Source organism: Labrenzia sp. VG12, from assembly GCF_002237595.1.
Classification (GTDB): domain Bacteria; phylum Pseudomonadota; class Alphaproteobacteria; order Rhizobiales; family Stappiaceae; genus Roseibium.
Map to the genome: position 1 here is coordinate 4,970,850 of NZ_CP022529.1, position 20,877 is coordinate 4,991,726.

Here is a 20,877-nt window from a genome sequence, read left to right on the forward strand (position 1 = left end):
GACTCAGCCCTCCTTTGACGGGGTCTGGAGCGGTGTTTCCCGCTCGATGATGGTGAGATTTGCCTCGTCCAGTTGCTGCAGGTCTTTCAGAAGGCTGGCGCTGCCCTGGTGGCCCCGATCGGCCCCCTTGCGGGCAAGCTCGATGGCGCGGGTCCGGTCCTGCTTGACCAGTTTGCCTTCGGCGTAAAGACGGCCGAGTTCTTCCATGGAACCCGGGTGCCCGGTCTCGACGCCCCGCTTCAGGAAATCGATCGCGTCCTTCGGCTCCAGGCCGTACTGGCCCTTCAGATGGAGGCGACCAAGCGCCGTCAGTGCACCGCCGTGATCCGCCTTTGCGGCAAGGCGCAGCCATTTCAGGGCCTCCTCGATCTCGGCCTCATCCGGTGAACCGGCAAGAACCATGCGGGCGAGATCGTGCATGGCACCAGCATCGCCAAGGTCTGCAGACCGCAGGAACCAGTCGCGGGCAAGCGCGCTGTCCGCCGCCATGAATTCACCGTCGCGATGAATGCGGCCGAGGGTCTTGGCGGCGCTTGCAGAGCCGTCGCGGGCCTTCTTTTCCAGCCCGGCAATGGCCCGTTCCGCCCAGAACCGGGCTTCGTCGGGATTGGGGGCAAGGCCGTACCGTCCGGTCAGGAGAATGCGGGCATAATTGATGGTCGAGGACGGGTAGCCGGCGATGGCCGCACGTTCATAATGATGGAACGCGGCGGTGAGATCCCGCTCGGTGCCGATGCCGCGCTCATAATGCTTGGCCAGTTGCACATGGGCTTTCGGATAGTCCCAGGAGAGTGACTTGTGGAACCACTGAAGGGCGATCGTTGCACATTTCTCGCCGGAAGAGCGTTGGAACAGGCGGCCGAGTTCATACGCGGTTTCCCCACGAAAGGCGAAGGAGTAGCGCACCGCTTCCATGAAGATCAGGCGAGCCTGGTCGAGGTCCGCCTCGACGCCCCAGCCATTCTTGTAGGCCCGGCCGAGGTGATAGAGGGCAACCGGATGACCGTCATTGGCCAGCTGGGTCAGAATGTCGGCTGCCGCTTCCCAGCGACCGACTTTCTGAAGACCGCGAGCCTGTTTGATCATCTCTTCGATGGTCGGGTCGATCCGTTCCGATTTTGCCGCTTTGGCCGGATCGTCGGCACTCAGGGCAACCGCGCCGGCGGCGCTGAAGACTGCGCCGAGCAGCAGGTACTTCCAGGGGCGCAATGTGGACTTTCTGGTTTTCATCTCAGCATCTCCCTTTCCGGCTGGTTTCTGTTGGCACCGTCGGCAAGAAAGCCGGTCAGCGTATCGTCGGTCTGGTACCGCCATTTGATTTTCTGAAGCTCGGTCTGCGGGGCCGGTGTCAGACCGATGACCGCAGAGGTGAAAAGCGCCCCCAGTAGAAAACCGGTCAGGCAGATCAGAGTGTCCTCGAATTTGAAGCTGCGCTTAGCCATTGGTGTGCCTCCAGACCCTGCAGGACGTGCCTTCGATCAGCTCGAGCGTGCCTTCCTTGTGGGTTTGGGTGATGTCCTGTTCGACGGCCGGACACGCGAGCGGTCCACGGCGCTTGCGGGCAAGGTCAGTCTCGCTAGAAGACGGATCAATCAGCTGCAGCAACTCGCCGACAATCTTGCGGGCCGGGTTCGAGCCGAAGTGATAGGCGTCCGTGAAGTTGTCGAGATCCCGTGTGAAGGCGGTGTCGTAGTCGAGGTCGACCACCGGTGCGAGCGTGGACAGTCGCTCACGGAACTTGTGGTTTGCGGCGGTCAGTCCGAAGTCGGAGATGCGGCGCTGCATTTCGGAGATGGTCGGCGGGATCAGGAAGATCAGTTCGACATCGTTTTCTGCGCACCAGGCGGCGATCTCTTCGACCATCGCCCAGAGTTCGTCGGATTGCTTGAACCGCCGCCAGTCGGCAGCGCCATTGGTGCCGACCTGCTTGGCGAACAGCTGCGGCAGGTCGCGTTCAATGGTGATTTCCGGCCAGTATCCCGCCCAGCGCCCCAGGCCAAGGCCATGACCGTGATAGACGGATGGCAGAAGAAGCGTGCCCTGCGGTGTCTTCAGGGCGCATTCGTCGCACAGGCTCGGATCGAGCAGGGCTTCTACCGACATGTTCGAAACGCCGGTGAAGTCAGCTGCCCTGGCGCTCTGCACCGGCTGGAGGGAAAGGTTCTTGAAAACGTCTTCCAGCGCCGGGTAGCGGTCTTCCAACAAGGTCCAGCCGGTCTTTGCAACGAACCAGTTCGTGTAATAGCCGAACGGATCGTCCGCGAGCGCGATGGCTTCCGGCACCCGGTTCATGCCGCCCTTGAAGCGGGCGTCCATCGACCTGAGCGGCAGGCTCACGATCAGGGTGTCGAGTTCGACCGTGTCCTGAAGGTATTTGAACGTGTCGTAGATCTCGAAAACCGTGGCGCCGCCATAGGCGAAATTGTAGACGTCATCGCGGCCGAGTTCCTGCCAGTACTTGTCCTGCAGGGCCCGGGCGCGGCTGTCGCCAAGAATGACCGTCGGCGCCTTGATGCGCGGATATTCGATCATCTTGTAGAGCGGGTAGTGCGCCTTGACGCTGATCTCTTCCTTGTTGAGATCCAGATCGACCAGCTGATTGTGGTCATAGGCGTCGACCACGAGATTGAAGGCGATTGGCGCAAGCGCTGCCAGGGCGGTCAGAGCGATCGCAGCCGTGTAGAGTTTCGGTTTCAGTCTCATCGGGTGGCCCCTTGAAAAAACGTGTGGTGCAGTCAGGGGAACAAGAAACGGACCAACTGCCGTTCTCTTGAAAAAGTAAAATAAAACAATGATTAATAGGGATTTTTCCGAAATGCGAACGGTGCCCGTTTCCAGAATTCGGAATTTCGGTTTTGCAAAATGGGAAGATGGCGCTGCGGCTCAGGCGGACAGTCCGAGCACATGTGAAACCAGACGTGCGCTGGGCGGCTCGATCAGACCGGCCATCAGGCAGACGCCCAGAAACAGCATGGTCACGTAGAGCAGCGTCAGATAGCTGGCCATCCAGTTCTGAAGCGTGGCGATCAAACCGTCGCCTTCACCGGCACGCTGGTCACCGCGATTCGACCAGCGCTGCTTGGACAGGCGGAAGATGCAATAGACCTTCACCGAAGCGTTGATGAGCTGGTTGAAATAGAGAATGAACGGATAGCTGAGATCGACCTTGCGCGCATATTGATAGAGGAACAGCGACAGCAACATGCGCGTGATGCAGATGAAGACGACATAGCCGAACACGTAATAGGGATCGAACAGCACCGAGGTGGAGACCGCCAGCACCGGACTGACCAGCATGGTCCACATGGAAACGCGCTGATCCAGAAGGCACCACCAGATGAAGAACGGCATACGTCCCGGACCGAGTGCCAGCGCGCGTGAACCGTTGCGCAGCATGTTGCCCGACCAGCGACGGAAATTCTGCACCATCCGATCCATGCCGGAGCCTTCGATCACCTCGACCGTGTAGCCCATGGCATCCGGCACATAGAGCATGCGGCAGCCGGATTGCAGCATGTAGTACCAGGTGCTCTTGTCGTCTCCGGACAGGAACCGGAACTTGCCCCAGAGCCAGTGCTCCAGATGATCGGCCTCCAGTAGACGGATGAACTTCAGCTTGGTCAGGTGATTGGCCCGAAACACGGACATGCGGCCCGTCAGCGTCAGCACGCGGCCGGAAAGCGAATGGGACTGCATGGCCAGGCGGCGCTGGGCAAAGCGCATGGTCAGCCAGTTGGCGATCCAGCGCGGACCGATGCACAGGACTTCCTCGTCCGTCGTGCAGGCCTGCAGATCCGGGTAAAGCTTGAACAGCGGCAGACAGGCCCCCACGGCGTTTTTTGCGAGAATGAAGTCGCCGTCCATGAAGATGATCAGGTCGTCATCCTCGACCTCTCCCCGGCTCATCGCCCGCAGCACGAGACCGATGGCAAGGCGCTTGCCGGGCTGGTTCTGGCGCACGACATGCAGCGTCACGTCGAGATCCGACCATTCACGGATCAGCAGATTGGAAATCAGATCTTCGTCATAGCGGTCGCCTGACCCGAGCCAGATCGTGCCGGGCACGCCGGCATCGCGGATTTCCCGGCAGATCGAGCGAATGACCTTCTCCGTGATGTCGCGATGTTCCTTGTAGGTGGTCATCATGAAGTGGAGATGCCGGGGGCGCCAGCCATCCTCCCAGACCTTCTTGCCGGCATCGCGCATGGAGGGGTAGACGAACCTGCCGTAGATCCACGCGCGCACGGCATGGGTGAACCACCAGCCGTAGCGCCAGATCCCCAGGATCCCGATCACGAAGGTGATCTCCCGCGTGGCCGGGCTGTAAAAGACGTTTTCGAAGGTGGTCAGACCGATGAAACAGACGCCGAAATAGAGGGTGATCTGGAACAGCGCAAAGGGTGTCCATTTCGCCCAGCCTTTTGGCTGATGCGTGATTTCATCGACATCATAGGTGAGCGGTTTGCCTGTCGGCTCCATCAGAAGGCCTCCAGAAGCTGCTGGGTCGTGCGCCAGACAAGGTTGTTCCGGTGGCGTTCGAAATAGACCACGACCGGTGTGCCGCTCAGCGGCAGGGCTTCACCCACGGGTGTCAGCTCAACCTTGGCCGACCGGGCATCGGGCGCCCGGAAGCGGTAGGTCTCGGACACTTCGTCGACAAAACCGGCTGTCCGGTCGATGGCGCTGACTTCGGCTTCGATCCAGCGTCCCTCTGCCGGAAGATATAGCCGGGCGGGGGTGCCGGCCCGCACCTGCAGCACTTCTTCCTGGGTCAGGAAGGCCTGCACCGTTTCAGCACCGACTTCTTCGAGAATATAAAGCGGCTCACCCTGCTTGATGGCAGCGCCCGCAACCTGTGTGGTTTCGATCAACCGCCCGGAAACCGGCGCGGTCACCGTCCTGGTCGTAGACTTGGCCTGCAGACTGGCGGCCACTGTTTCCTGGTGCGCCTTTTCCGCCCGCAGGCGAGCCACCCGCGCGTCCATTTCCGCAAGCCGCCCGGCGAAGGCGTTGCCGGTGAAAAGACGAATGCTGTCGCCTCCGGCAATCAGTTCCTTCAGCTCCTCAATGTGGATCTTCTTGCGTTCCAGGTCGGAGAGGACGGATTCCAGTTCGAGTTCCGCAGCCTCCACATCGTCCGCACGAACCAGGCCTTTCGCGGAAAGGTCGCGCATCCGCTCGACCTTCAAGAGCGCGTTTTCCTTGGCCAGTTCCATGCCGACGAGCTGGGATTCCGCCTGGCGGACATTGTTGCGGGCCACCAGCGCATAGCCTTCGGCCTTGCGCTTTTCCTCAACCAGCAGGGTCTCGGTTTCGGCGAGCTCGGCAATCGTCGAGGCTAGCACGGCCTGCGCCCGGCGCAGGTCCGCCTCGATGCCGGTATCTTCCAGTGTCGCGATCACCTCACCGGCGCGGACAGTGTCCCCGGGGCGAACGCTGGTGTTCGTCACCATTCCAGTGACAGGGGCAGTGAGTGTAATCCGTTCCGCGGTCACCACGGCCGACGGCACTTCCAGCCGGAACAGGGTGGCGAAAATGTAGACGCCGACATAGCCGAACACGAGGGCACCAAGGGCAAAATAGAACAGCGTCATCACGATCTGCTTGATCGGCCAGCGCCGGACCGGCACCACATCAACCGGATTGGGGTCGGGTTTGGTCGGCACCGGGGTTACCGGTGTGTCGATGCGCACGATCGTGTCGGCCACATCAGTCATCTTGCCCCGGACCAGATCCTCGATGAAATGCTGCATCAACGCGTTTTCGCGTTCACCGAGCTGCGTAAAGCGGAAGGCTATGTCGCCACTCGTGTCGCATCTGACAACCGATGCCTCGGCTTTTAGCGTGATGTTGAAACCCTGGAAGGGGAGCGTGCAGAACAGCGTGTGTTCCGACCCTTTTTCGGGAAGGTCATTTCCCGGCATCCTGAGACGGCAGCCGCCAAGACCCCAGTCGACAGCGTCGAAGGTCGCACCGTCCAGCGTAACGCGCATGGGCGCTGTTACTCTGTAGTGCAGCCTCTGGCTGGGTCTTTCGTGAATGATATCCACCGGCGCGCTTTCCAAAAAAGTGTCGACGCCGACGTGCTGCAAGGCCTGGGCCACACTGAAGAGAAAGAAACTGGTTGGCGGAAATTGAAATAAGTAATTGAATTTAAAGAATTTTTATTCGAGCCTGAAACGGGACTTTGCAAAATGGGAAGCAAGAAAGACGTTTTGAGGCCGGTTGAAGTTTTCGAAAATGCAAAACGCGTGCGGGTGGAGAAAGAGAGACCGGGTTCGCATTTTCAAAACGCGAACCCGGTCTAAGGTTCAGAAGAGGAAGCAGTTGCTGTCGTTGAGCGACGTGATGCTCTGGGAGCCGACATCGTTCAGCGTGCAGACTTCCTTGTAGGAACCGTTGCCATTGAGATCGACCGACAGTGTGGTGTCATCTCCATCGGCAACCGCCAGGAGACGATCGAGAAAGCTCTCGTCATCCAGTGGTCCGGCCAGTTGGCTGAAGTCGAGCAGGTCGATCCCGATCTCGAAATCGGTAATGACATCGGTCCCCGACAGGTCGTAGCTGCGGAAAACGAACGTGTCGTTTCCATCGCCTCCAGTGAGCGTGTCGGCGCCCTGCAGGCTTCGGATCTGATCGTTACCGGCACCGCCGTCAATGACATTGACACCTTTCGATCCCTTCAGGATGTCATCGCCGCCACCGGACTTGATGTTGTCGATGAATTTCAGCGTATCGGTTCCGATTTCCTGTCCATGCGCCCGCTTGTTGTGCAGTGAGATCGACAGGTCGACATCGAAGTCGGTGTAGTCGACCGTGTCGTTGCCCCGGCCGCCATGCATCATGTCGTTGCCGGCGTCACCAAAGAAGGTGTCGTCATCATGGCCGCCATAAAGCTGGTCATTCTGATGCCCACCGCGCAGCTGGTCGTTGCCGGCGCCGCCCTTCAGCACATCTTCGCCGTAACCGCCGATAAGGATGTCGTCGCCGGATCCTCCGATCAGCGTGTCGTCATCCAGGCCGCCATCCAGGGTGTCGTTGCCGGTGCCACCGTTCAGCGTGTCGTCACCGCTTTCGCCGTAGAGGACATCATCGCCGTTGTTGCCGTTGAGCGTGTCACCCTGCTGGCCGCCATAAAGCGTATCGTCTCCGGAATTGCCGTAGAGCTTGTCCGAGCCCGACCCGCCATAAAGGGCATCGTTGTCACTGCCGCCGTGAAGGTCGTCATGACCGTTGCCACCATAGAGCTGGTCATTGCCGGACCGGCCATGCAGTTCATCCGCGCCGTCTCCTCCGTAAAGAATGTCATTATCGCTTCGGATGATCACCGGCGTGTCGTTGCCCGGCCCGGGAGCCGGATCGGTACCGCCGGTCTGCTGCTGATAATGGGCATTCAGCAGCAGCGCGTTGGCGATGCCGATGTCAACGGTGAAGACGCTGTCGTCGAAATCCCGGTCGCCGCCGTTGAACAGGTCCTCGAAGCCGAGCGTGATTGTACCGGCATCGGTTTTCAGAACGCCGGTCGTGTGCAGGATGCCATCCGGGTTGAGCCCGACCGTGTCGCCATAGGCGGACGTGTGGTAGGGATCTGTCTGGATCATGGTTCGCGTTCCATCCGGCGCAATGTGATAAAGGCGCGGGGCGGTGCTGTTCAGGGTTGCGACAGTTCCGTCAGCCTCCTGAAACTCCAGGGTTCCGTTTTCCAGGTCGAGCCCGGCATAGCCGCTATTGCGGCTGTAGCCGTTGGAAATGATGAAGAATGCGATCTGGTCTCCGGACTGAACGTCGAGAAATTCGCGGGACTGACCCTGAATGAGGCTTCCGCCGCTGCCCTGCAGCGAGGCGTTCTCCCAGATGAATTTCACGTCGGTGATCGTGCCGTCCTCGGCGACCTTGTAATACCCGAACGTATTTCGATACCCGGCGGTTTCGCCTTCAAAGACAACGGAGACCGGATGATCGTCGGCAATGGCGACAGAGGTTATCTGCACCAGGTTCGGACCACCGGACCCATAAAGGGTGTCATCACCATTGTTGCCATAGAGCGTATCGTCGCCGGTACCACCCCAGACCTCGTCGTTTCCGTTGTAGCCCATCATCAGGTCATCGCCGAAGCGGCCGGACATGACGTCTGAGTGTCTCGTGCCATTCAGCACGTTATCTTCATTCGTCCCGATCACGGGACGTGTTGCGGGCAAACTTGCCATTTTATACTCCCTTGCTGATGCGCGATTGCGCAATCCAGCCGGAGCGTTGCAAGGCGGACGCCATGATGCGTTGATACAAGGGGAAAAATTAAAGTAACAAATTCAATAGCTTGAATCGAGGTCTTGCTCTTTGATGTGCCGTGTCTTTTTGAAAACGCAAATGCTTTTCCGTTTTGCAAACAGGACAGGTTGTCGAAATCGGGCACGCAGGGACGGGTCATGCGCACCCGCAATCAGGGATGTGGCCGGGACTGTTTGTTGCCGGAAAGGCCCGCACTCGACGCGGCGAAACAGGACCCTTGCACGGGCGGTCCCGGTTTGTGAGCTGGGCCGCGATTGCATTTTGAGAAGGAAGGTCAGGACGCGTTTTTTCGGAACCTGTCCGCTGTTCCATCGGCAGGGTGTGGCACAGGCGAGCGGATTTGCGTCGGTTGGCGCCGGTATCTGACCACCCGGGCGATTGACAAGCGAGACCAAACGGGTCCAATTAGCAGCGTTATCGGTTCTCGAGGCCAGGACTGGCCTTGGGATTAAAAGGGAACACGGTGAGGCGTACCCAGTAGGGACCAAAACCGTGGCTGCCCCCGCAACTGTAGGCGGAGAGCCGGAACCGACTATGCCACTGGTGCTGCAAGCGCCGGGAAGGCCGGTTCAGGCATAGACCCGCGAGCCAGGAGACCTGCCGCTGATCGTCACGGCCTGCCAGGAGCAGTGCCCTGACACCGCAACCGGACGCCGGGGTGAGCGTCACGCGGTCAAGCGCCAGGTTCACTCCTCAAACGCTTCCCGCTTCCGTCCCCGACCGTCCTTTCAGTCGACCGGACCGGCACCTGCCGGTGGCCCATTGAGAGAGACGTCACATGTCACTTCGCAAGTTCGGCCTTGGAGCCCTTTGCGCAGCAACCTTGCTAAATCCCCTCGCGGCCCAGGCCCATTTTCTTCTGGCCTATACGCCGGAGGTCAACCTGGAAAAGGCCGGCGACCTGCCGCTGAAACTCATCTTCTGGCATCCGTTTGAAAACGGCCATGTCATGGACATGGAGAGCCCGCTCGAATTTTATGCCGTGCATCGCGGTGAGCGATACGACCTGAAAGACACGCTCAAGCCGATCACCTTCACCGGGCGCCAGAACGAGGCGGCGGCCTTTGACGCGATCCTGCCGGTGAAACGCAGCGGCGACTATGTGCTCGTCGTCGAGCCGGCTCCCTATTACGAAGAGAGCGAAGACATCTACATCCAGCAGATCACCAAGTCCTACGTGAACCGGAACGAGATTCCGACCGACTGGATGGAGCCACAGGGGCTTGCGACCGAAATCCTGCCGCTGAACCGCCCGACCAACATCGTTGCCGGTTCGACCTTCACCGGCCGCGTTCTGGCCGAAGGCAAGCCGGTTGCCGGAGCCGAGATCGAAATCGAATACATGGCGGCCGAACCGGACATGGCCGCGAACAAGCCGACCGAAGCGAAGGCCTCTCCGATGCCCGGCGGCGCCGTCGTCGCGATCTCCGATGCAAACGGCTACTTTACCTTCGGCATCCCGAAGGCCGGTTTCTGGGGGTTCGCAGCACTTGGTGCCGGCCCTCAAAAGGAACATGCGGGCAAGGAACTCAGCCAGGATGCGGTCATCTGGGTCCGCGCCTACGACGTCGAATAGGACGGAACCGGACGGAGGGAGAGCCGATGCATATTGTCGACGGCGCCTTGTCGACCGAAGTCGTCCTTGCCGGGTCGGTCCTGGCCGTGGGCGGTGTCGCTGTCGGGCTGCGCAGGCTGCCCATGGAGAAGATCCCGGCGGCGGGTGTTCTCAGCGCGACCTTCTTCGTGGCCTCGCTCATCCATGTGCCGATCGGTCCGTCCAGCGTCCACCTGATCCTGAATGGCCTGGCCGGGCTTGTGCTCGGCTGGGCCGCCTTTCCCGCGCTTTTTGTCGGGTTGCTGCTGCAGGCCGTGTTCTTCGGTTTCGGCGGTGTCACGGTGCTCGGCGTGAACACGCTGAACATCGCCCTGCCGGCGGTTGCGGTTTATTACATCTGCCGCCACGGGCTCACGTCCAGGTCGGACGTGGCAGCCGCGATCTGGGGCGGCATCGGCGGAGCGCTCTCCATCGTGCTGACCACCGGGATGGTCGGCCTCTCGCTGGCCTTCAGCGGCGAGGCGTTTGTTCCGGCCGCCAAGCTGGTCCTTGTCACCCACATGCCGGTCATGGCGATCGAGGGCCTTTTGACGGGCTTCGCGGTCTATCTGGCCCGCAAGGTCAAGCCGGAGCTGTTCGCCGGGTTTGAAGCATCTTCTGGAGGGGCGCGATGAAACACGCAAAGATCCTCGGCGCAGCGCTCCTGTTTTGTGCCGCCTTGGCCGGACAGCCCGCCCTGGCGCACAAGGTCATCGCCTCCGTCTTTGCCAGCGGCGAGACAATCGAGGGCGAGATCGGCTTTTCCAACGGCGACATGGCAACCGATACGCTGGTTGAGGTGTTCGACGGGGATGGCAACAAGCTCGGCGAGGTCACCACCGACGGCGACGGCTTCTTTTCGTTCAGGCCGACGCAGCGCGTCGTGCATGTGTTCAGGGCCAATCTCGGCTCCGGGCACGTGACAGAAGTGCGCATGGAGCTTGAGGAACTGCCCGACATTCCAGGGGCGCCCCAGCCCGTTACTGGGGCGAACAGCACTCCCGTTGCCGACGCGAGCGTGGCCGGCAATGTCCATGAAAACGAGACCATTGCCGTCGCTGCGGCCCCGGTGATCGTGGCGGCCCTTGAGGAAAACCGCGAATTGCTGCGCGAGATGATCCACCGCGAGGTCACGCCCCTGCGCCGCGAGATCGCGGCTTACAAGGAAAAGAACGACCTTCAGACGATCCTGGGCGGGATTGGTTACATTTGCGGACTGTTCGGACTTTTCTTCTATCTTGCCGCACGGCGCAAACTGGCACGAGGATAGGACATGGGGCATCTCGTCTCTTTCGGACCAAGGGTCCTGATCAGCGCCGACAGCGCCAGATCCAGCCGCACGCTCGACGGACTGGATCCGAGAAGCCGCGTCCTGGCCGCGATCTGTTTCGCCATTGTCATTGTCAGCCTGAAAAGCCTGCCGGTGCTGGCGCTCGGCTTCGGCCTGTCCATTGCGGTGCTGCTGGCAACGCGCCTTCCGCTGAAGGCGACCCTGCGCCGCATGGCGGCGATGGACGGTTTCATCCTGGTCATGCTTGCGCTCCTGCCCTTCACCGTTCCGGGAACACCGCTGTTCTCTGTGTTCGGCTTCGGCTTTTCAATGGAAGGGCTATTGCGTGCGGTCGAGATCGCCCTGAAGGCGAATGCCGTCATCCTGATGCTGATGGTGCTGGTGGGCACCCTCGAGCCGGTCACGCTCGGGCATGCGCTGCACCGGTTGAAGACCCCGGAAACGCTGGTGCATCTTCTGATGTTCACGGTGCGCTATATCAGCGTTCTGCATCAGGAATACCTGCGCCTGCGCAGCGCCATGAAGGTGCGCTCCTTCTGGCTGCGCAACTCGCTGCACACCTACAAGTCGATCGGCTATCTCGTCGGCATGATGCTGGTGCGGTCCATCGACCGGTCGGAGCGCATTCTCTCGGCCATGAAATGTCGCGGGTTCAACGGGACGATCCCCCTTCTTGACGCGATGCGGTTCACCGGTCGTGATGCCTGGTTTGCGGGTCTTGTCCTGATGGCGGTGGCGACGCTGCTTGTTCTGGAGTGGAAGATTGGCGCCTCTTATTGAACTGACCGATCTGCATTTCGGCTATCCGGGTCATGACCCGGTCCTGCGCGGGGCCTCCCTCCGTCTTGCAGAAGGCGAACGCCTTGCCATCAGCGGTCACAACGGTGCCGGCAAGAGCACGCTCTTGCGCATGGTGGTCGGCCTGCTGAAACCGGACCGGGGAACGGTTACCGCATTCGGCAAGGCGTGCCGGACGGAATCGGATTTCCAGGCCGTGCGGCGCCGGGCGGGGTTTGTGTTCCAGGACCCGGATGATCAGCTGTTCTGCCCGACTGTTGCCGAAGACATAGCCTTCGGTCCGCTCAATCTGGGCAAGAGCCGGGACGAGGCGACCGAGATTGTCGACACGGTTCTGCGCGATCTGGACCTGATGGTCCTGAAGGACCGCATCACCTACAAGCTCTCCGGTGGTGAAAAGCGGCTGGTGAGCCTTGCCACGGTGCTGGCGATGGCGCCGGATGTCCTGCTCCTGGACGAGCCGACCAACGCCCTTGATGAAAAGAACGAGGCGCGGTTGATCGAGATCCTGCAAGGCCTGCCCCAGGCCATGATCATCGTGTCACACGATGCGGATTTCCGTGGACGGCTCGGCACGCGCGCCGAACGCCTTGAGGACGGCATTCTGGTGAACCGGCCCTGAGGGATGGCGCGCAGCTGCCGGAGCCTTCGAAAGAGAGACTGCCAGGGTGCCATCGGGGCCAAGTTCGCGAGCATGCAGGAAGAGAGCCGGCAAGATGGCCGGGAGGATCGATCCTGAAGACCGGGCAAGCCCTCTTGTTCATAGCGGCGAAGCCATTTTTGAGCGGTTCGCGGGCACACGCCTGCGAGTCGAAGGGCGCTTTCCGGCGTGTGCCCGCACTGCATCAAACGGACAAGACGTTCTCGACCCAGCGGCGTCAATCGGGCATTCTTATGCATGTTCATTCGGGTGCTCAGGGAAGTGCTCCAACGTGTGCCGATGTGCGAAATCGCATCTTCGCGTTGCTTTGCAGATCCCGCGCAAGTGGATTTGAGAATTGCAGGTTAGTTGAACCTCAATGTTCTTGAGACGGCTCACGTTGCAGACCGGCTGCCTTACCACCCCAAGTGAAGGGCTCTCGCCAACCTGTGGTGTCAGGATCCGAAATGAGATGTGTCATCATTGGGATCCTGCACAACAGGATCCGGCACATCTGCAATCTGTCCGCCATCCGGATCATCCTCGGGCGTATCCTGAGCGTTGTTCCCCGTGACCTCATGCGGATCGTCAAGTGCGAGCACTGCCGGATCGGGCGGGTCTTGCGAAGGCCCGGTCTGATCCGGATCCACGCCGCTTGCCTCCAGATAAACCGTCAGGTGCTCAGCCTGTTTAGAAGAGGGCCCGGCAGCGTCAGGGTCATGGCCAATCGCATCGAAATAGGCGGCAAGGTGGTCGCGACCTGAATTGGCTGGACCGTTTTCTGTTTCTCCCGGTCCTGCCATTTCGCTGTCGGAGGTCCTTCCGTCCGCTTGTTCGGGATCGGCCGCGACGGGCTGGGGCTCCGGCAAGTCCCGGCTCTGGTCGTGCAGCACAACACCGCCATCGGCCGTCAAGGTGACGGTGACCTCGTCCGTCCATGTTTCGTCGGGGGCGTCATGCTGGACTGTTGGGGCCGGGGTGAAGGTAATGCCCTGCAAAACCGTGTGATCGACATGGTGGCCGCTGTTTCCGTGTACGCTCTGAACGCTGACCTGCACTTGCACGTCGACATCACCCGCCGCCGTTCCTTGCTGCGTGATGTGGAAGGTATCGACATGTTGTCCGGAGGCGGCCGAACTCCCGCCGTGTTTTATCACGCCCGAGTTCTGCTGGTAGTGATACTCGAAATGCCCGGTTTGCGGATTGATTGTCAGCGTGCCGTATTGTCCGTGAAGGGACTGCACCGAACCGCCGTGACCATTGTTGATCGCCCAACCGCCGAGGCCACCACTGGCAAGTGTGCCTGCAAGATGCTGTGTTCCCATACCATGCACCGCCGTCACACTCGGCTTTACAACCGGCGCTTCGTCGGTTCCATCGATAGTGACCATAAGCGTATGCCGGGTGCCGTCTGATGAGGTCACCACGCAGGTGTCGGTCAGACTTTGGCCATGACCAAGCTGCTGGATGGCGTGCTGGCTGTTGTCGGCGGTGTAGCTCCAGTGACCTTGTGTATCGATCGAGAAGCTGCCGTAGCCGCCAGTCCCTTGTTGGCCGGCAACAGGTGCGAAACTGTCCTGGCCGCTGTCGGTGTCCGTCACCTGCAAGGTTCCACCTGCGGTCAGGAACCCTCCGGAGAGATTGCGGTCCTCGACCACGGTGGCGCTATCAGGACCCGTGATGTGAGCGGCATCGTTGGTCCCGGTCACCGTGATGACGAGGTTTTCGGTATCAGAGAGCCCGGCTTTATCCGTGACGGTCACGGGGATCGTGACCAGCTGTGTAGCGCCGTCAGCCAGATGCTGATAGGCTGCGTCAGTTGGATCGAAGCTCCAGGAACCGTCACCGTTTAATGTAAACCCTGCTATCGACGGCGCCGTGAAGTGTTTCTGGTCGGCCATGTCGACATCCGTTGCAGACATGTGTCCGCTGATGCTGTGACCGTCTTCGGTTGCAGATGCTGTGGAGGCAGACAGGTCTGGGGCTTGATCGGTTCCGCGAACCTCCACCAATATGCGCTGCGACGCCTGAGACCCGTCTGTTGAGGTTGCCGTGATGGTGAGATGCTCGAACATCTGCTTGCCCTGGCCAAGCATTGCCGCCTTCGCAGGGTCGACGTGGTATTCCCAATGCCCGGACGCATCCACCGTGAACGTCCCCATGCGCCCGGCGACCCCACCGGTCGGTGTGGGCTGCCAGGAAACGCTGTCGTGTGCATCCGGATCATGGGCCTGAAGCTGTCCGCCGACGCTGACCGGAGTCGTTGGTCCGTGTTCCGACACATGGTCGAGCGTGCCGCGCGTATCGATGCGGATACCGTCCTCGGCTCCGTGCACTGTCACGGTCAGCGGGAAGCGAACGCCATCCGGGGATACGAGTGTGAGCTGCTCAGGTGGAAGTGTCTCTCCGGCCTTCAGAGCCTGAACCGCCGGATTGTTGTTGTCTCCGATGTAGTTCCAGTAATAGCCTTTCGATAGAAAGCCAGAGCCATCCGCGGCGACGAGTTGAAATTTGCCGTAAGGGGTCGGGATGTCGAGACTCGAACGCATGTCCCAGATCACCGATTGGCCGCCATGTTCAACGGTCAGCTGGCTGACCGGACCATCCGGATCTGTGACCGTGATCTGCTGCCAGTCCGTTGCGTCATGAAGATAATGGTGCCCTCCAACATGAACGTCGTTGCCGTCTTCATGGGCGTCTCCGGTTTGAACACCGCCGAAGACGGTCGCATCGTCCGTCCCGGTCACGGTGATGACGAGATTTTGGGTGTCCGTTGCCCCGGCACTGTCTGTGACTGTGACCGGAATGGTGACCTGCTGCGTCTGCCCGCTGGCCAGGTGCTGATAAGCGGCATCGGTCGGGTCGAATGACCAGGCTCCGTGGGCGTCCATCTGAAACCCTGCCACGGGATTGCCGATCGAGAAGTGTTGCGTGTCGCCCTGGTCGACATCCGTTGCCGACATCTGTCCCGTGACGCTCTGACCGTCTTCGGTTGCAGATGCGGTTGAGGCACTCAGGACCGGTGCATCGTTGGTGCCATGGATCGAGATTGTTACATCGTGCTGCGTGCCGTCCCGTGAGGTCACGGTAAAGGTTTCGGTCAGCGGTGCTGCATTCTGGCTCAGCCCCTGGATCGCAGACTGGTTGTTGTTGGCGTCATATGTCCAATGGCCCGCGGCATTCACACTGAAGGTCCCGTAGGCGCCCTTGACCGCGCCCTGCGCAACAAAAACACTTTCACCCGCATCCGGATCCGAGATGGTGAGGTTACCGGACGTGGAGATTGTGTTGAGTATGGTGTGGGGGCCAGGCGCGACGTCCTCTGTCACACTGCCGGTATCGACCCCGCCGATCACCGCTGCATCCGCGACAGCGCGAACTGGCATGGTTACGCCGCCTGGCGTTCTTCCTCCGTGGTGATCCACCACCGCAAAATCAAAGAAGACTTTACCATTATAGTTCGCTTCCGGAGTGAAAACAAAACTCTGGCCGTCCGGTGACATCGTGACCTTGCCATGGTCGGCCCGCAGGTTTTCCACCCCAAGTACGTCTCGTGTGTCCGTATCGCTGAACCAGGTAAGAAGGCTGCTCACCGGCACGCTGATCGCCTTGTCTTCATCGGTGCTGAGGGGGCCGGAACTGTCTATGATGGGGGCATACCCACCGAATGATGCTGTTGGCGCATCATTGGTGCCGTGAACGGTGATTGTGATCCGTTGTTTGGTTCCATCCGCCGTCGCGACTTCATAGATCACGTCGACAGCCTCGCCCTCAGCGAGATGCTGTAGCTGTCCGCGATCGGTGACCTGATAATCCCAGTGGCCGTCACTGGATATCCAAAGGCCGTTTCCGATCGTCGCAAATGGATCAGATATCTTGCTCACGGAGGTGAAGCTGGATTGACCGCCATCTGGGTCGACCACCGTCAGCTTCCCGCTCACGGTTTCCCAGACGGAGTTCAGCGAATGCGCATCTTCTGTGATGTCTCCGACGGTTTGTCCTGAGATGACTGCCGCATCATCCGTGCCGGCAATACTGATGACAACATTGTGGGTTGTCCCGTCCACCGCGGTCACGGTGATCGTATCGGTCAGGGACTCGCCGGTTTTCAAACCCTGTATGGCGGACTGGCTGTTGTCGGCGGTGTAAGTCCAGTGGCCTTGGGCATCCAGCGTGAGGGTGCCGTAGGTACCCGCGCCGGCTCCGCCGGTCAGTGGCTGAAAAGCCGCTTCTCCCGCGTCTGGATCTGAGATGGTGAGGGTGCCGCTTGTGGTCAGGTTGCCGCCTTTTACGCCCTTGTCTTCTGTGACGTTGCCGGTATCGCCCCCGCCGATCATTGCCGGGTCGTTGACAGCGGTGACATCAAGCGTGGCGGTGCCGGTAGTGGTTGCGCCGGCGCGATCCTGCACGGTAAATGTCAGTGGCAAATCGGTGCCGGAGTAGTTCGTCGCGGGCGTGAACGTGTAGGTGCCGTCGCCGTTGTCGGTGATCGTTCCGTAGTGCGCGTCCACGGCGACGCCGGTGACGTGCAGGTGGTCGTGATCGTCGACATCTGTCGCGTTCGCGAGCAGCGCGACCTTTGAGAACGTGATCGCAGTGTCCTCACGCGTTGCGCCAAGATCTACAGCGCCGGACACTCTCGGCGCGTCATTTGTTCCTTCCAGTTTGATTTCAAGTTCGCCATTGGTCGTCAACCCGTCGGGGTCTGTGACCGTGATGGGGATATGGAGCCTCTGGACGTCACCTCTTCCAAGATGGTCGTAGGCGGCGTTGGCAGGATCGAACGTATAGCTGCCATCAGAGTGCAACGAAAACCCTGCGACGGTTCCCGAAGTCGCATAGGAAAGATGCTGTGCGTCGCCCTTGTCGGCGTCGCCCGCCGAGATCTGGCCCTGGACCAGTTGGGTCCCCTCAAATGCAAATTGGTAGTTCCGGTACAAGACCGGAGCGTCGCTTGTTCCCTGGATGGTAAACACCACCTCATGCGTGGTGCCATCGACGCTTTGGATCGTGAAGCGATCCTGGACCGACTCGCCGTCCTTCAGGTGGTCGACCTGCGTGTTAAAAAGACTGTAGAAGTAACCGCCATTCTCGTCGATCTGGAGGGTCCCGCCAAAGGACCCGGTCAACAGTCCACCGATATCGTGTGGAACAAAGTGTGACTGCACGGCACCATCTGGATCGATCACATGGAAGCGCCCGGTGGCATGAACCTCCGCACCACTTCCCGCTCCCTGCAGATTCCTGTCCTCTTTAAGAGTATCGCCGGTGCCCGTGATCACCGCAGCATCATCGACCGCCGCAAGCGTCGTGGTTGCCCCGGTGTGGGTCAGACCGCCATGGGCATCCTTCACGCCATAGGTGAAGTGAACCTGACCGTTGTAGTCCTTTTCCGGTGTGAACGTGAAGGTGCCGTCCTGGTTGTCCCGGACAGAGCCGTGATCGACCTTGAGCCCGGTGATTGACAGCTTGCCCGCATCATTGGCATCCACATCCACCGTGTTGGCGAGCAGTTGCTTCAAGGTCAGGGTCTGGGCGACGTCTTCCGTGCCGTCGGCCAGCTGAACCTCGGAAGAACAATAGGGCCGGTCGTTGCTGCCATGGATCGTGATCACGATGTCATGGGCCGTACCGTCCTTCGAATAGACGGTGATCGTGTCCGTCAGGCTCTGGCCTTCCCCCAGACGGTCAATGGTCGTCCCGCGCGTCGTTGCAGCACCGCCGACGAACCGGTTGGATCCGGCATCTGCGTGATAGAACCATTCGCCATTCGCTCGAAGCAGGAGGTCGCCGTAGGTGCCATGATAGGTGAACCCAAGGCCGTGAGTATCGAACGAAGCCTCTCCGGCATCCGGGTCGGTGATGGAGAGGTGCCCACTCGCGCCCAGTGTCGCTTTACTTAGGGTCGACATACCCGGCTGGGCATAATCCGGCGACATGTTCTGACCCGCAGTCCACTCGGCAACACTGCCGGTGTCCACACCGCCAATTACAGCCGTATCGCCAGTCCCTGTTACAGTTATGACGAGGTTTTCGGTGTCGGTCGCTCCAGCGCTGTCGGTGACCGTCACCGGGATGGTGACTTGTTGCGTCTGACCGGCCGCCAGATGCTGATAGGCCGCGTGGGAAGGATCGAAGGACCAGGAGCCGTCCGCGTTCATGGAAAAGCCGTCGACTGATTGCGCAAGCGAGAAGGACCTCGTGTCGCCGGTGTCGACATCTGTTGCCGACATCTGTCCCTTGACGCTCTGACCATCCTCGGTGGCCGAAGCGGTTGCCGCGCTCAGGACCGGCGCGTCATTTGTGCCATGGATCGTGATCCGGATCTGGTGCGCCGTACCGTCCGCTGAATGCACCTCGTAGACCGCATGTCCCTCCTGTCCGGCCGCAAGCGCCTGGATGGCGGGATGGGTGTTGTCGACCTCGTAACCCCAGTTGCCACTCCGATCGATGTGCAGACTGCCGCCGAAGGGATCCGAGATCGCATGTTCGCCGAAGCGGTTGTACTGGAAATGATCCCAGGCCGTACCGTCTGGATCATGCACGGACAAGCTCCCGCTGACCGCGAGCGGATGCGCCGATGACGAACCGACATTCCGGTCCTCGGTAATCGATCCAGTGTCGACACCGCTGATCACGGCGGCATCTGGTGTCGCTCCGAGCGTCAGGGAAGCGGTCTGGGGCACATGTCCGCCATGACCGTCTGTGACCTGGTAACTCAGCATGACCGAACCGTTGTAGTTCGGGTCCGGCGTGAAGGTGAAGCCGTGGGCCGCATCTCCGGTAATGGTCCCGTGAGACGCAGCGAGACTGCTTACCGACAGCTGGTCGCCGGTATCGATGTCGGTGGCATGGGCCAGAAGCTGCGCTGTCGAGATCGGGACGGCCTTGTCCTCCGTGCCGCTGCCAAGATCCACCGGTCCGTTTACGACAGGGGCATCATTGGTGCCGGTCACCGTGATGACGAGGTTTTCAGTGTCCGTCGCCCCGGCGCTGTCGGTGACCGTCACCGGGATGGTAACCTGCTGTGTCTGGCCAGCAGCCAGATGCTGATAGGCCGCGTGGGAAGGATCGAAGGTCCACGAGCCATCGGCATGCATCGTGAAGCCGTCGACCGGTTGACCGATGGAGAAGGCCTTCGTGTCCCCTGCATCCACATCCGTTGCCGACATCTGGCCTGTAACTGAACTGCCGTCTTCGGTGGCCGAGGCCGTGGAAGCGCTGAGGACCGGCGTGTCATTGGTACCGGTGATGACAACACGCAGTTCGTGAGCCGTTCCGTCCGCGCTATGTACCGTGGCTCTGTCGACCAGGCTGCTTCCCGGTCTCAGAGCCTGAATGACGGCCTGGCTGTTGTCGGCGGAATAGGTCCACCGGCCGTTTTCGGCCACCGTGAAGCTGCCATATCCGGCAGAGCCGGGAGCTCCGGTGACGGCCTGGAACTTGTCCTCGCCGGCGTCGGGATCCGAAACTGTCAGCATCCCGCCGGCCGAGAGTTTGCCGCCGACCACATGATGGTCTTCGCGCGCGGTATCCGTGTCGAGACCGGAAATCCGGGCTGCCGTTGTTGCTGGCGGCGTGTGGCCGCCGCCCGGTGTCGGTGTGCCAATGGTCGAGGTTGGGGGTGTTTTTGTTCCGCCCGGCGTCGACGGTCCCCCTGTTGAGGTTGGAGGCGTATGGCCAGCGCCCGGCGTTGGTGTGACACCGGTCGGGTTTGAGGGGGCGTGACCGCCAACTGGTGCTGGTGCGAGCCCTGTTGGCGGCGGAGGCGTGTTGCCACTGTCCGGCGATGGCGCCGAGCCTGCCGCGGAGGGCGGTGGTGTGTGCGTCCCCGCCGGGGCACGCGTTGCCGCCCCCGCAGGGCTGGCCGAGGAGAACGGCTCGACGTCGGGGGGCGTGGCTGCGTTTGCTGGAATGTCGGCAACCGGTGCAGGGCCGGGTTCAGTTGCTCCGGCCAGACCATGTGAGGCAGATGGCGCTTCCTGGTCCGGCGGAGAAAGAGGACCCTGCGGTGGTGCACTGGTTTCCTGCAGACCGTGGTCCGGAATGGAAGTCGTTCCAGGGAAAGGGTGCGGGTCGCGATCCTGTGAAGCGCCGCCCGGTTCTGCTTGCGGCGATGCCGGATTACTGTCGGCCCCCTCTGCTTCGATGGACCAGCCAAAGCCCTCCTCGGACTGCGTCCTCTTCGTATCCTTGGCCTCTTCGGGAAGCACGTCCTTGTCTGAAGCGCGCGGCTTGCCCTTGTCTGTTTGATCGCTCATTGCT

Annotated in this window: 12 protein-coding genes, 1 pseudogene and 1 riboswitch; of the genes and pseudogenes, 5 read left to right on the forward strand and 8 right to left on the reverse strand. The window is 60.8% G+C overall.

Translation table 11 applies throughout. The features are described 5' to 3' along the window. Positions 1-3: 3 nt before the first annotated feature. From CHH27_RS23010 to CHH27_RS23030, 6 genes are all read right to left on the reverse strand, one after another. Positions 4-1,230 carry an SEL1-like repeat protein gene (locus tag CHH27_RS23010; protein WP_198338276.1) on the reverse strand — a complete coding sequence of 409 codons (1,227 nt, stop codon included), beginning with the start codon at positions 1,228-1,230 and terminating at the stop codon, positions 4-6. Continuing rightward, complete coding sequence (locus tag CHH27_RS27985; protein WP_198338277.1) at positions 1,227-1,442, reverse strand: hypothetical protein; 216 nt, start codon at positions 1,440-1,442, stop codon at positions 1,227-1,229. The genes CHH27_RS23010 and CHH27_RS27985 overlap by 4 nt, the downstream gene beginning before the upstream one ends. Then, positions 1,435-2,703, reverse strand: a complete 1,269-nt coding sequence (locus tag CHH27_RS23015) for a hypothetical protein (RefSeq protein WP_094073667.1) — start codon at positions 2,701-2,703, stop codon at positions 1,435-1,437. Before CHH27_RS23015 ends, CHH27_RS27985 begins: the two co-directional genes overlap by 8 nt. A 180-nt stretch (positions 2,704-2,883) precedes the next feature. Further along, positions 2,884-4,479, reverse strand: coding sequence for a glycosyltransferase (locus CHH27_RS23020; RefSeq protein WP_208988337.1), 1,596 nt, complete (start codon positions 4,477-4,479; stop codon positions 2,884-2,886). Then, positions 4,479-6,104, reverse strand: coding sequence for an HlyD family efflux transporter periplasmic adaptor subunit (locus CHH27_RS23025; protein WP_094073668.1), 1,626 nt, complete (start codon positions 6,102-6,104; stop codon positions 4,479-4,481). The genes CHH27_RS23020 and CHH27_RS23025 overlap by 1 nt, the downstream gene beginning before the upstream one ends. A 207-nt stretch (positions 6,105-6,311) precedes the next feature. Further along, on the reverse strand, positions 6,312-8,207 hold the full coding sequence (locus CHH27_RS23030; RefSeq protein WP_208988338.1) for a DUF4114 domain-containing protein: 1,896 nt from the start codon (positions 8,205-8,207) through the stop codon (positions 6,312-6,314). 483 nt (positions 8,208-8,690) lie between these two features. Next, positions 8,691-8,909, forward strand: a riboswitch (cobalamin riboswitch). A gap of 158 nt (positions 8,910-9,067) precedes the next feature. Between CHH27_RS23030 and CHH27_RS23035 the strand changes: the two genes are divergently transcribed. The 5 genes and pseudogenes from CHH27_RS23035 to CHH27_RS23055 all read left to right on the forward strand — a co-directional run. Next, a complete protein-coding gene (locus tag CHH27_RS23035) occupies positions 9,068-9,865 on the forward strand; it encodes a DUF4198 domain-containing protein (RefSeq protein WP_094073670.1) in 798 nt (265 codons plus the stop codon). 26 nt (positions 9,866-9,891) lie between these two features. Then, positions 9,892-10,518: a cobalt transporter CbiM gene (gene cbiM, locus CHH27_RS23040; protein WP_094073671.1), complete on the forward strand. Its 627-nt coding sequence runs from the start codon at positions 9,892-9,894 to the stop codon at positions 10,516-10,518. Next, positions 10,515-11,153: a hypothetical protein gene (locus CHH27_RS23045; protein ID WP_094073672.1), complete on the forward strand. Its 639-nt coding sequence runs from the start codon at positions 10,515-10,517 to the stop codon at positions 11,151-11,153. The genes cbiM and CHH27_RS23045 overlap by 4 nt, the downstream gene beginning before the upstream one ends. A gap of 3 nt (positions 11,154-11,156) precedes the next feature. Continuing rightward, a complete protein-coding gene (gene cbiQ / locus CHH27_RS23050; protein ID WP_094073673.1) occupies positions 11,157-11,954 on the forward strand; it encodes a cobalt ECF transporter T component CbiQ in 798 nt (265 codons plus the stop codon). Next, a pseudogene (locus CHH27_RS23055) lies at positions 11,938-12,429 on the forward strand (energy-coupling factor ABC transporter ATP-binding protein); the annotation flags it as partial. The gene cbiQ and the pseudogene CHH27_RS23055, both read left to right, overlap by 17 nt. Here CHH27_RS23055 and CHH27_RS28680 read toward each other — a convergent pair. Beyond that, on the reverse strand, positions 12,348-12,878 hold the full coding sequence (locus CHH27_RS28680; protein WP_371681862.1) for a leucine zipper domain-containing protein: 531 nt from the start codon (positions 12,876-12,878) through the stop codon (positions 12,348-12,350). The pseudogene CHH27_RS23055 and the gene CHH27_RS28680 sit on opposite strands and share 82 nt — an antisense overlap. Positions 12,879-13,067: 189 nt before the next feature. Beyond that, positions 13,068-20,873 (reverse strand): VCBS domain-containing protein, encoded by a 7,806-nt coding sequence (locus CHH27_RS23065; protein WP_094073675.1) that lies wholly within the window; start codon positions 20,871-20,873, stop codon positions 13,068-13,070. Between the last annotated feature and the right edge of the window lie 4 nt (positions 20,874-20,877).

Excerpts from the sequence above, each read along its gene's own strand:
- cbiM (WP_094073671.1), top strand. The coding sequence starts at position 9,892 with ATGCATATTGTCGACGGCGCCTTGTCGACCGAAGTCGTCCTTGCCGGG.
- cbiQ (WP_094073673.1), top strand. The coding sequence starts at position 11,157 with ATGGGGCATCTCGTCTCTTTCGGACCAAGGGTCCTGATCAGCGCCGAC.
- CHH27_RS28680 (WP_371681862.1), bottom strand. The coding sequence starts at position 12,878 with ATGAACATGCATAAGAATGCCCGATTGACGCCGCTGGGTCGAGAACGT.
- CHH27_RS23030 (WP_208988338.1), bottom strand. The coding sequence starts at position 8,207 with ATGGCAAGTTTGCCCGCAACACGTCCCGTGATCGGGACGAATGAAGAT.
- CHH27_RS23035 (WP_094073670.1), top strand. The coding sequence starts at position 9,068 with ATGTCACTTCGCAAGTTCGGCCTTGGAGCCCTTTGCGCAGCAACCTTG.
- CHH27_RS23045 (WP_094073672.1), top strand. The coding sequence starts at position 10,515 with ATGAAACACGCAAAGATCCTCGGCGCAGCGCTCCTGTTTTGTGCCGCC.
- CHH27_RS23020 (WP_208988337.1), bottom strand. The coding sequence starts at position 4,479 with ATGGAGCCGACAGGCAAACCGCTCACCTATGATGTCGATGAAATCACG.
- CHH27_RS23065 (WP_094073675.1), bottom strand. The coding sequence starts at position 20,873 with ATGAGCGATCAAACAGACAAGGGCAAGCCGCGCGCTTCAGACAAGGAC.
- CHH27_RS27985 (WP_198338277.1), bottom strand. The coding sequence starts at position 1,442 with ATGGCTAAGCGCAGCTTCAAATTCGAGGACACTCTGATCTGCCTGACC.
- CHH27_RS23015 (WP_094073667.1), bottom strand. The coding sequence starts at position 2,703 with ATGAGACTGAAACCGAAACTCTACACGGCTGCGATCGCTCTGACCGCC.
- CHH27_RS23010 (WP_198338276.1), bottom strand. The coding sequence starts at position 1,230 with ATGAAAACCAGAAAGTCCACATTGCGCCCCTGGAAGTACCTGCTGCTC.